Here is an 11,529-nt window from a genome sequence, read left to right as displayed (position 1 = left end):
CCCCCCCCCCCCCCCCCCCCCCCCCCCCCCCCCCCCCCCCCCACCCCCGAAACCCAAGACCACCCGCACCCACCCAACCGGCACCCGCGCACCCGGCACCGGCCCCGCACCCCGGCCCCCGCCCAGGCCGCCCCGCCCCGCAGCGGAACCCCGCCTATGTCCGCCACGGACAACGACACACGCCCAGCGCTACCGAACGGAGCATGCCCGACCCCGCCCCCCGGCCCTAGCCTGCGTGAGTAGGACCACGTTCCTCCGCAGACGTACACCCCCGACCACGAGCACAGGAGATCACCATGACCGCAACCGCCGGAGGCCCCTCGCTCCCGCAGGAGCGCCGCGTCGTCACCGCGATCCCCGGCCCGAAGTCGCAGGAGTTGCAGGCCCGCCGTACCGCCGCGGTCGCCGGCGGCGTCGGTTCCGTGCTGCCGGTCTTCGCCAAGCGCGCGGGCGGCGGCGTCCTCGAGGACGTGGACGGCAACTCGCTGATCGACTTCGGCTCGGGCATCGCCGTGACGTCGGTCGGCAACAGCGCGGAGGCCGTCGTGCGCCGTGCCTCGGCCCAGCTCGCCGACTTCACGCACACCTGTTTCATGGTGGCGCCGTACGAGGGCTACGTGGAGGTCTGCGAGCAGCTCGCCGAGCTGACCCCCGGCGACCACGCCAAGAAGTCGGCGCTGTTCAACTCCGGCGCCGAGGCGGTGGAGAACGCGGTGAAGATCGCCCGCGCGCACACCCGCCGCCAGGCGGTCGTCGTGTTCGACCACGGCTACCACGGCCGCACGAACCTCACGATGGCGCTGACCTCCAAGAACATGCCGTACAAGCACTCGTTCGGCCCGTTCGCGCCGGAGGTCTACCGGGTCCCGGTGGCCTACCCCTACCGCTGGCTGACCGGCCCGGAGAACTGCGCCGAGGAGGCCGCGGCCCAGGCCATCGACATGATCAACAAGCAGATCGGGGCAGAGAACGTCGCCGCGATCGTGATCGAGCCGGTCCTCGGCGAGGGCGGCTTCATCGAGCCGGCCAAGGGCTTCCTGCCGGCGATCGTGAAGTTCGCCAACGACAACGGGATCGTCTTCGTCGCGGACGAGATCCAGTCCGGCTTCTGCCGCACCGGCCAGTGGTTCGCCTGTGAGGACGAGGGCATCGTCCCGGACCTGATCACCACGGCGAAGGGCATCGCGGGCGGCCTGCCGCTCGCCGCCGTCACCGGCCGCGCCGAGATCATGGACGCCGCGCACAGCGGCGGCCTGGGCGGCACCTACGGCGGCAACCCGGTGGCCTGCGCCGCGGCGCTCGGTGCGATCGAGACCATGCGCGAGCTGGACCTCAACGGCAAGGCGCAGCGCATCGAGCAGATCATGAAGCCGCGGCTCACCGCGATGCAGGAGAAGTTCGACATCATCGGCGACGTCCGGGGCCGGGGCGCGATGATCGCGATCGAGCTGGTGAAGTCCGGCTCGAAGGACCCCAACCCGGAGGCCACGGCCGCGCTCGCCAAGGCGTGCCACGCCGAGGGTCTGCTCGTCCTCACCACCGGCACCTACGGCAACGTGCTGCGCTTCCTGCCGCCGCTGGTGATCGGCGAGGACCTGCTCAACGAGGGTCTGGAGATCATCGAGAACGCGTTCGCCGGGCTCTGATTCCGAGCGGGGCACGGAACAGCCGGGCTCTGATTCCGACCGGTACGCGGGGGCAGGTGAAGAATGTGTGCGGGGGCCATGGCGGACGGGTGATCCGGCTGTCGGGCCCGCTCCGCCTGGCGTACGGTTTCGGCAGATGAGAGAAACACCCCGCTCGCAGGGGACTGCGGGCGATGTCGAGTCGGCGCATCCCCAGCCTCGGCCCGGCCGTGCCCTCGCGCACACCACTGGAGCCTTCGGCTCCGGAACTCCTCACCGATCGGACGGCCGCCCGCCCCATACCCCCCGGGGCGCGCGGCACACCGGTCGCTACGACCGCCCCGGAACTCTCCCCCCTGTTCCGGGGCGGTCGGCGTTTTCCGCACCTCTGCTCCCGGCGGTGTGCGCGGTCCTGTTCGCGCTGGTCACCTGGCAGGTGGCGGCGGGCGGACCGCTGCTCGCGCTGGACGAGCGGCTGGGGCGGGCGGTGTTCCGCCCGCACACCCCGTCCGTGATCGCCGAGGCCGGCGCGGATCTGGGCGCCATGGTGCCCGCGCTGCCCGTCCTGGCTGCCGCGCTCTGCTGGTCCGGGTGGCTGGGCCGGGCGCGGGGGCGCGGCCGGCGGCGGGAGGGCGAGGGGGCCGGCGCCCGTCCGCGGTGGTGGCTGCCGCCGCTCGTGGCGGTGGCGGCCATGACGGCCGTTCCGGCGCTCGTCGTCCCGCTGAAGCTGTGGATCGCCCGACCGGGGCCGCTCGGACCGGCGGAGAACTACGGCTGGTACCCCTCGGGGCACGCGGCCACGGCCACGGTCGCCTATGGCGCGGCGCTCCTCCTGCTGCTCCCCCACCTCCGGCGCGCCCTCGTACGCCGCACCGCCGTCGTGTGCGTCGTGCTGCTGGACCTCTGGGTGGGAGCGGGGCTGGTGCGGCGCGGCTACCACTGGCCGCTAGATGTCGTCGGCAGCTGGTTCCTGTGCGGGCTGCTGCTGTGGGGGGTGGCGTGCGCCGTCCGCTGGAGCACCGCGTCCCGGGGCCGCCGGGGCACCGGAGAAGCCCCGGAGGCCGGAGCGGACCCGGACGCCGGAGCGGACCCGGACGCCGGGACGAACCCGGACGCCGGGGCACACCCTGAGGCCGGGGCACACCCTGAGGCCGGAGCGGGCCCGAACGCCGTCACGAACCCGGACGCCGCGGCGCACCCGGACGCCACAGCGCACCCGGACGCCAAGGAGAGCTGAGAACGGGCACCAGGGGCGTGCCCCCTCCCGCCCCGCACGCGGCTCACCTGCGACGCCCCCGAACGCCGACCACCGGCCATCCGTATCCGGCGGCCGTCGACCCTCAGCCGTCCACCCTCGGCCGTCGGCCCTCGGCCGTCCCCCTTCGGCCGTCCGCCATCGGCCCTCGGCCGGGAGAGCGGCCGCGCCCGGAGCCCCCCGGCTCCGGGCGCCCCGGGACCGGACCCCCGGGACGCGCGGAGCATGGGGATCCGGCCGCCGGCTCAGGAGTCGAAGCCCAGACCCACCCGGTCCATCGCCTTCAGCCAGAGGTTCCGGCGCCCCCCGTTGGCATCGGAACGGGCCAGCGCCCACTGGGTGATCCCGATGCCCGCCCAGCGCACCGGTTCCGGCGGGAACGGCAGCGGCTTCGTCCGGACCATCTCGGACTCGGTGCGCTCGGTGCGCTCCCCGGCCAGCAGGTCGAGCATCACGTCCGCGCCGAAGCGGGTCGCGCCCACCCCGAGGCCGGTGTAGCCGAGGGCGTAGGCGACCCGGCCGCCGTGGGCCGTGCCGAAGAACGGCGAGAAGCGGGAGCAGGTGTCGATGACCCCGCCCCAGGTGTGGCTGAACCGCACCCCCTCCAGCTGCGGGAAGCAGCGGAAGAAGTGCGCGGCGAGCTTGGCGAAGGTCTCCGGGCGCTGGTTGTAGTCCTCGGCGATCCGGCCGCCGTAGTGGTAGATGACGTCGTAGCCGCCCCAGAGGATGCGGTTGTCGTCCGTCAGCCGGAAGTAGTGGAAGTGGTTGGCGCTGTCGCTCAGCCCCTGCCGGTTCCGCCAGCCGATGGCGGCGAGCTGCTCCTCGGTGAGCGGTTCGGTCATCAGGGCGTAGTCGTAGACCGGCACGACGAAGGGGCGGATCCGGCGCACCAGGTTCGGGAAGGCGTTGGTGCCGAGCGCGACCTGCCGGGCGCGGACCCGGCCGTAGGGGGTGCGGACCACGACACCGGCGCCGTGGGGGGCGAGTTCGGTGGCCCGGGTCCGTTCGTGGATCCGTACGCCCAGGTCGAGGCAGGCCTGCTTGAGTCCCCAGGCCAGCCGGGCGGGGTTGAGCATGGCCACGCCGGTGCGGTCCCAGACGCCGGCCAGGAAGGTCGGCGAGTCGACCTCCTTCCGTACCTCATCGCGGTCCAGGAAGGGCAGCTCGATGCCCATCCGGGCGGCCTCCTCGGAGGCCTCCCGCAACTCGGCGACCTGGTGCGGCTCGGTGGCGACGTCGATCTCGCCGGTCCGTTCGAAGGCGCAGTCGATGCCGTAGCGGTCGACGGCGGACTCGATCGCGTCCAGGTTGCGGCTGCCCAGCTCCTCCAGCTTGGCGATCTCCCCGGGCCAGCGGGAGAGTCCGTTGGCGAAGCCGTGGGTGAGGGAGGCGGCGCAGAAGCCTCCGTTGCGCCCGGAGGCGGCCCAGCCGACCTCCTGGCCCTCGATGAGCACCACGTCCCGGCCGGGGTCGCGCTCCTTGGCCAGCAGCGCGGTCCACAGGCCGGAGTACCCGCCGCCGACGACGAGCAGGTCGCAGCGCTCGTCGCCGACGAGGGCGGGGCGGGCCCGGGGCCTGCCGGGGTCGTCGAGCCAGTACGGGGCCGGCTCGGCGTCGGCGAGGGACCGTACGGCCACGGGGTCCGTGGCGGTCGGGGCGGTGCGCGGCATGGCAGCTCGTGCCATGGTTCTCAGCTCCTCTTGCGGCGGTTTCCCAGCAGTTGGCCGGCGAGTACGCACAGGACGGCGACGGCGAACATCGCGGTGCCGATGACATTGATCTGGACGGGCGTGCCGCGCTGCGCCGAGCCCCAGACGAACATGGGGAAGGTGACGGTCGAGCCCGCGTTGAAGTTGGTGATGATGAAGTCGTCGAAGGAGAGCGCGAAGGAGAGCAGCGCGCCGGCGGCGATACCGGGCGCGGCGATCGGCAGGGTCACCCGCAGGAAGGTCTGCACGGGCGAGGCGTAGAGGTCCTGGGCGGCCTGTTCGAGACGGGGGTCCATGCTCATCACCCGGGCCTTGACCGCGGTGACCACGAAGCTCAGGCAGAACATGATGTGGGCGATGAGGATCGTCCAGAAGCCGAACTGGGCGCCCATGTTGAGGAAGAGGGTGCCGAGCGAGGCGCCCATGACCACCTCGGGCATCGCCATCGGCAGGAAGATCAGGGTGTTCACGGCGCCGCGGGCCCGGAACCGGTAGCGGGCGAGCGCGAAGGCGATCATCGTGCCGAGGACGGTGGCGCCGACGGTCGCCCAGAGGGCGATCTGCAGGCTCAGGGAGAGCGATCCGCAGAGGTCGGCGACGCCGCACGGGTCGGTCCAGGCGTCGGTGGAGAACCGCTGCCACTCGTAGTTGAACCGGCCGTTGGGCTTGTTGAAGGAGAAGATCATGACGATGACGTTCGGCACGATCAGATAGGCGAGCGTCAGGATGCCCGCGAGCACCACGAGGTTGCGTCGAAGCCACCGCATCAGACGAGGTCCTCCGTCCCGGACTTGCGGATGTAGACGGTGACCATGGCCAGGATCGCGGCCATGAGGATGAAGGACAGCGCGGCGGCCGTCGGGTAGTCGAGCACCCGGAGGAACTGCGACTGGATGACGTTGCCGACCATCTTCTGGTCGGTGGAGCCGAGCAGTTCCGCGTTGATGTAGTCACCGGTCGCGGGGATGAAGGTGAGCAGGGTTCCGGCGACCACGCCCGGCATGGACAGCGGGAAGGTGACCTTCCGGAAGGCCGTGAAGGGCCGGGCGTAGAGGTCGCCCGCCGCCTCGTGCAGCCGGACGTCGATCCGCTCCAGCGAGGAGTAGAGCGGCAGGATCATGAACGGCAGGAAGTTGTAGGTGAGTCCGCAGATCACCGCGAGCGGGGTGGCCAGCACCCGCTGCCCGTCGGTGACGCCGAGCCACGAGGTCACGTCCAGGACGTGCAGGGTGTTGAGCGCGCCGACCACCGGGCCGCCGTCGGCGAGGATCGTCTTCCAGGCCAGGGTGCGGATGAGGAAGCTGGTGAAGAACGGCGCGATGACCAGCACCAGGACCAGGTTCCGCCAGCGGCCGGCCCGGAAGGCGATGGTGTACGCCAGCGGGTAGCCGACCAGCAGGCAGAGCGCGGTGGCGGTGCCGGAGTAGAGCACCGAGCGCAGGAACTGCGGGTAGTACTCGCTCAGCGCGTCCCAGTAGGTGACGAAGTGCCAGGTGACCTTGAAGCCCTCTTCGAGGGAGCCGGTCTGCACCGAGGTGGAGGCCTGGTAGACCATCGGGGCGGCGAAGAACACCACCAGCCACACCAGGCCCGGCAGCAGCAGCCAGTACGGGACGAGGCGCTTGCGCCGGCCGGCCTTGCCCGTCGCGAGGGGCGGCGCCTCGGGGACGTCGGCCGCGGGCGCGGTGGAGACCTTCATGCGGCCTCCTCGTCGGTGCCGCCGACCGTTCCGTCGAGCACGGACTGGGAGGCGTCGAGGCCGAAGGTGTGGGCCGGGTTCCAGTGCAGGACGACCTCGGCGCCGGGCACCAGCCGGGAGTCGCGTTCGATGTTCTGCTCGTAGACCGAGAGCCGGCCGCCGGCCGGGCTGTCGATCAGGTACTGGGTGGAGACCCCGATGAAGCTGGCGTCCACGATGCGGCCGGTCAGCCGGTTGCGCCCGTCGTCGATGGACCCGGCCTCGTCGGCGTGGACCAGGGACACCTTCTCGGGGCGGACGCCGGCCAGCAGCTTCCCGCCGGTGCGGGTGGGGGCGGAACATCGGGCCGCGGGCAGCCGGAGCTTGCTGTCGGCGGCCTTCAGCAGCAGGTCGTCGCCGGAGGACTCGGCTATCTCGGCCTCGATGAGGTTGGAGGTGCCGAGGAAGTTGGCGACGAAGGTGGTGCGCGGGTTCTCGTAGAGGTCGGCGGGGGCGCCGAGCTGCTCGACCCGGCCGCCGTTCATCACCGCGACCGTGTCGGCCATGGTCATGGCCTCCTCCTGGTCGTGGGTGACGTGCACGAACGTGATCCCGACCTCGGTCTGGATGCGCTTGAGCTCCAGCTGCATCTGGCGGCGCAGCTTGAGGTCGAGGGCGCCCAGCGGCTCGTCGAGGAGCAGCACCTGGGGGTGGTTGATCAGCGCGCGGGCGACGGCGACGCGCTGCTGCTGGCCGCCGGAGAGCTGCTGCGGCTTGCGGCGGGCGAAGTCGCCGAGCTGGACCAGGTCGAGCATCTCGCCGACCTGCTTCTTCACCGACTTGATGCCGCGGCGGCGGAGGCCGAAGGCGACGTTCTCGTAGATGTCGAGGTGCGGGAAGAGCGCGTAGTTCTGGAAGACGGTGTTCACCGGGCGCTTGTACGGCGGGAGGCCGGTGACGTCGGTGCCGTCCAGCAGGACGCTGCCGGAGGTCGGCTCCTCCAGCCCCGCGATCATGCGCAGGGTGGTGGTCTTGCCGCAGCCGGAGGCGCCGAGCAGGGCGAAGAAGGAGCCCGCGGGCACGGAGAGGTCGAGCGGGTGCACGGCGGTGAAGGAGCCGTAGGTCTTGCTGATCCCGGTGAGGCGGACGTCTCCGCCGCTGCCGGCGGTCGAGGGGGTCTCAGTCATGGGTGCGGATCCCAGGTGTGTTCGTACGGGCGGGGGGGCCGGGGCGGTCAGGCGCCGATGAGCTTGGCGAACTTCTCCTCGAAATCCGTCTCTTCCTTGCCGGACAGCAGCCGGAAGGTGTGCGCCTTCTCGGTGAACTCGTCGTCCGGGATGATGAGCGGGTTCGCGGCGAGCTTCTTGTCGATCTTCGCCAGTTCCTCGCGCACACCGTCGACCGGGCACACGTAGTTGATGTAGGCGGCGATCTTCGCGGCGGTCTTCGGCTCGTAGACGTAGTCGATGAACCGCTCGGCGTTCCGCTTGTGCCGGGCCTTGTTGGGGATCAGCAGGTTGTCGGAGGACATCATGAAGCCGGCGTCCGGGAGGGCGAACTTGACGGCCGGGTTGTCGGCCTGGAGCTGCACCAGGTCGCCCGCCCAGGCGACGCAGGCGGCGAGGTCGCCCTTGTTGAGGTCGTCGATGTAGTCGTTGCCGGTGAAGCGGCGGATCTGCTTGCGGTCGACGCCCTTCTGGAGGCGGGCGACGGCGGCGTCGTAGTCGTCGGCGGTGAAGTCCTCGGGCTTCTTGCCCATGTCGAGGAGGGTCAGCCCGACGGTGTCGCGCATCTCGGTCAGCATGCCGACCCGGCCCTTGAGGCGGCTGTCCTCCAGCAGCTGGGAGATGGAGGTGACCTTGCGGCCGCCGGTGGCCTTCTCGTTGTACGCGATGACGGCGGGGATGCCGGTCCAGGCGTAGGAGTGGGCGCGCACCGGGTCCCAGTCGGGGGTGCGGAAGCCCTCGGCCAGGTTGGCGTAGGCGTGGGGCAGATTCGTCTGGTCGAGCTTCTGCATCCAGCCGAGCCGGATCATGCGGCCGGCGAGCCAGTCGGTGACACAGATCAGGTCGCGCCCGGTGTCCTGGCCGCCTGCCAGCTGCGGTTTGATCTTGCCGAAGAACTCGACGTTGTCGTTGATGTCCTCGGTGTACTTGACCGTGATGCCGGTCCGGCGCTTGAACGCGTCCAGGCTGGGGCGGCGCTTGTTGTCGTCGCTGACGTCGATGTACTCGGTCCAGTTGGAGAAGGTGAGCCGCTTCTCCTCGTCCGAGTGGTCGTCGGCCGAGCCGGTCTCCGCGGTCCGCCCGGCGGGCGGGATGCCGCACCCCGTGAGGGCGCCGAGCCCACCGAGGGCGAGGGCGCCGCCGCCGGTCGCGCGCAGCAGCGACCGGCGGCTCATGGCCATGCGGCCCTCGGTCATGCTGCGCCGCACGGCGGCCAACTGCGCCGCCGACAGGGTCTCTGGCTCGTACTGCTCCATGCGCTGTGCCCCTTCACGGGTGTCAGCCGGTGTGTCAGCCGGTCTCTCGGTATCAGCGGTCCCCGAAGACGGTGCGGTGCCAGTCCTTCCGGACCACCGCGGTGTTGTCGAACATCACATGCTTGACCTGCGTGTACTCCTCGAAGGAGTACGCCGACATGTCCTTGCCGAAACCGGAGGCCTTGTAGCCTCCGTGCGGCATCTCGCTGAGGATCGGGATGTGGTCGTTGACCCAGACGCAGCCGGCCTTGATCTCGCGGGTCGCCCGGCCGGTGCGGTAGACGTCGCGGCTCCAGGCGGAGGCGGCGAGGCCGTAGGGGGTGTCGTTGGCGAGGGCGATGCCCTCGTCGTCGCTGTCGAAGGGCAGCACCACGAGGACCGGGCCGAAGATCTCCGACTGGACGATCTCGCTGTCCTGCGTGGCGCCGGTGACCAGCGTGGGCCGGTAGTAGGCGCCCTTCGCCAGGTCGCCCTGCGGCGCCTCGCCGCCGGTGACCACGGTGGCGTAGGACCGGGCGCGCTCCACGAACCCGGCGACGCGGTCGCGCTGGGTGTGCGAGATGAGCGGGCCGAGGTCGGTGGCCGGGTCGAACGGGTCGCCGAGCCGGACGGTCGCCATCAGATCGGCGACCCCGGCCACGAAGGCGTCGTAGAGCGGGCGCTGGACGTAGGCGCGGGTGGCGGCGGTGCAGTCCTGGCCGGTGTTGATGAGGGCACCGGCGACCGCGCCGTGCACGGCGGCCTCCAGGTCGGCGTCGTCGAAGACCACGAACGGGGCCTTGCCGCCCAGTTCCAGGTGGAGGCGCTTGACGGTGCCGGTGGCGATCTCGGCGACCCGCTTGCCGACGCCGGTGGAACCGGTGAAGGAGGTCATGGCGACGTCCGGGTGGCCCACGAGGTGCTCGCCCGCGTCCCGGCCCGCGCCGCTGACGATGTTGACGACACCGTCGGGAATCCCCGCCTCGGTGGCCGCCTGGGCGAACATCAGCGAGGTGAACGGGGTGAGTTCGGCGGGCTTGAGGACGATGGTGTTGCCTGCCGCGATGGCCGGCAGCACCTTCCAGGCAGCCATCTGGAGCGGGTAGTTCCAGGGCGCGATCGAGCCGACGACACCGATGGGTTCACGCCGGATGTAGGAGGTGTGGTCGCCGCTGTACTCCCCCGCCGACTTCCCCTCCAAGTGGCGTGCGGCACCGGCGAAGAAGGACGCGTTGTCGACCGTGCCGGGCACGTCGAACTCGGCGGAGAGCTTGATGGGCTTGCCGCACTGGAGCGACTCGGCGTCCGCGAACGCATCGGCCTGCTCGGCGAGTACGGAGGCGAAGCGGTGCATCGCGTCGGAGCGCTCGCCCGGGGTGGCGCCGGCCCAGCCGGGGAAGGCCTGCGCGGCGGCCTCGACGGCGGCGTCCACATCGGCGGTTCCGGCCAGTTCGTAGGTGAACACCGGGTCTCCGGTGGCCGGGTCGACCACCGCGTGCTCCCGGCCCGAGGTTCCGGGCCGGAGCTGTCCGGCGATGTACTGCGCCCCGTCCGCGAAGCGGTTCTCTGCTTGGAAGGGATGGCTCATATCGCTCTCCTCCGCGTCCCCCGTGATGGCGGTCGGCGTAGCTCCAGCTCGATGTGAAGGCCGATCCTGACAGAGCACCCCCGCTTCAACAAGGGATTCCGTTGTTGCCTTTTGGTTACGCGACGGATTCGGTCATTGCGTCGGGTCGGGCGGGGGCTGGGCGGACGGACTGTCCAGTGCCTGGGGGTGTACGTGCCGGGCGGGGGAGCGGCTCGGGACCGCTCGGGTCGGCTCGGGGCCGGGCGTCGTGAGCGGGGGCGATGCGAGCGGGGACGCCGGCGCAGCGCGGACCCGGCGGGCCGGCCGCGTTGACGATCACGTCCTCGTCGCCGAACCGGGCAGGAACTCCCGGACCCACGAATCCGGCCGGGACCCGCGGCCACGCCCCCGCGGGGCCGCACGACGGATCAGTGGCCGGATCGACGGCCGACCGATCAACGGTCCGCGGTGACCGTCCGGACCACCGGTGCCGCCCGCGCGGTTCCCTCCTCCAAGGCACCGCGGCGCTCCGCGTCGTTCGCGGCGTCGGCTATCAGCAGGATCATGATCAGGGCGCTGCCGGCCAGCGCGACGACGCCCAGGACGACGCCGGCGAGCGCCTGCCCGCCGTTGGTGGCCTCGCCGCGCGCGGCCTTGCCCCGGCCCAGCGCCCCGAAGACGATCGCGAGGATGCCGAGCACGATCCCGACGAAGAAACCGGCGATGGAGGCGGTGAGGACCGTGCCGACGATGCCGATGACCAGCCCGGCGACTCCGAAGCCGTTGCTCGCCCCGTACCCGGCGGGCTGCCACCCCTGGCCGTAGGGTCCGCCCGGGCCGTAGCCGGACCCGCCGTAGGGACCGACGCCCGGCTGCCCCGGGAAACCACCGGGGCCGTAACCGGTGCCGTACGAGCCCGCACCGTTGGGAGCGGTGCCGTACGGTCCCGCTCCGTGGTCCGTCGCGTAGGGATCGGCGCCGTACGGGCCGTGGCCGAGGGGCGCGCCGGGGCCGGTGGGAGCGATCGGCGGCGGCGGGACGGGCGAGACCGGCGGCGGGCCACCCGACGCCCGGGGCGGCCCCGGGGCCTCGGCCGGAGGTGGGGCCGGCGGCGGGGGCGGCCCGCCCTGCCAGGACCCGGGCGGGGGTCCCTGCGGCCCCGCAGGCTCCGGCGGAGCCCAGGGATCACGCGGCTGCGGGCGCTCGGGCCCTTCGGCGCTCTCGGTCATGTCCC

The 11,529-nt window shown here is 71.9% G+C and carries 9 protein-coding genes; 2 read left to right on the top strand and 7 right to left on the bottom strand.

What is annotated here, in order from left to right; all coding sequences use genetic code 11:
• The first annotated feature begins 296 nt into the window (after nt 1-296).
• Nucleotides 297-1,646 carry a 4-aminobutyrate--2-oxoglutarate transaminase gene (gabT, locus tag AC3EQ1_RS12375; protein ID WP_432094361.1) on the top strand — a complete coding sequence of 450 codons (1,350 nt, stop codon included), beginning with the start codon at nt 297-299 and terminating at the stop codon, nt 1,644-1,646.
• 379 nt (nt 1,647-2,025) lie between these two features.
• Complete coding sequence (locus tag AC3EQ1_RS12370; protein WP_432094360.1) at nt 2,026-2,862, top strand: phosphatase PAP2 family protein; 837 nt, start codon at nt 2,026-2,028, stop codon at nt 2,860-2,862.
• A gap of 263 nt (nt 2,863-3,125) precedes the next feature.
• On the opposite strand, the gene AC3EQ1_RS12365 is transcribed toward AC3EQ1_RS12370, so the two are convergent.
• The 7 genes from AC3EQ1_RS12365 to AC3EQ1_RS12335 all read right to left on the bottom strand — a co-directional run bounded on the left by AC3EQ1_RS12365 (nt 3,126) and on the right by AC3EQ1_RS12335 (nt 11,524).
• Nucleotides 3,126-4,565 carry an NAD(P)/FAD-dependent oxidoreductase gene (locus AC3EQ1_RS12365; RefSeq protein ID WP_432094359.1) on the bottom strand — a complete coding sequence of 480 codons (1,440 nt, stop codon included), beginning with the start codon at nt 4,563-4,565 and terminating at the stop codon, nt 3,126-3,128.
• A 5-nt stretch (nt 4,566-4,570) separates the two neighbouring features.
• Nucleotides 4,571-5,356, bottom strand: a complete 786-nt coding sequence (locus tag AC3EQ1_RS12360) for an ABC transporter permease (protein WP_432094358.1) — start codon at nt 5,354-5,356, stop codon at nt 4,571-4,573.
• Nucleotides 5,356-6,288, bottom strand: a complete 933-nt coding sequence (locus tag AC3EQ1_RS12355; RefSeq protein ID WP_432094357.1) for an ABC transporter permease — start codon at nt 6,286-6,288, stop codon at nt 5,356-5,358. Before AC3EQ1_RS12355 ends, AC3EQ1_RS12360 begins: the two co-directional genes overlap by 1 nt.
• Complete coding sequence (locus AC3EQ1_RS12350) at nt 6,285-7,454, bottom strand: ABC transporter ATP-binding protein (RefSeq protein ID WP_432094356.1); 1,170 nt, start codon at nt 7,452-7,454, stop codon at nt 6,285-6,287. The genes AC3EQ1_RS12355 and AC3EQ1_RS12350 overlap by 4 nt, the downstream gene beginning before the upstream one ends.
• Nucleotides 7,455-7,501: 47 nt before the next feature.
• Nucleotides 7,502-8,749 (bottom strand): polyamine ABC transporter substrate-binding protein, encoded by a 1,248-nt coding sequence (locus AC3EQ1_RS12345; protein WP_432094355.1) that lies wholly within the window; start codon nt 8,747-8,749, stop codon nt 7,502-7,504.
• Nucleotides 8,750-8,801: 52 nt separating this feature from the next.
• The gene (locus AC3EQ1_RS12340; protein WP_432094354.1) at nt 8,802-10,316 is read right to left on the bottom strand and encodes a gamma-aminobutyraldehyde dehydrogenase; all 1,515 of its coding nucleotides are present in this window, start codon (nt 10,314-10,316) and stop codon (nt 8,802-8,804) included.
• A 434-nt stretch (nt 10,317-10,750) separates the two neighbouring features.
• Nucleotides 10,751-11,524 (bottom strand): DUF4190 domain-containing protein, encoded by a 774-nt coding sequence (locus AC3EQ1_RS12335; protein WP_432094353.1) that lies wholly within the window; start codon nt 11,522-11,524, stop codon nt 10,751-10,753.
• Between the last annotated feature and the right edge of the window lie 5 nt (nt 11,525-11,529).

Source organism: Streptomyces sp. bgisy100 (assembly GCF_057709105.1).
This window is presented reverse-complemented; position numbering and strand designations above follow the sequence as displayed.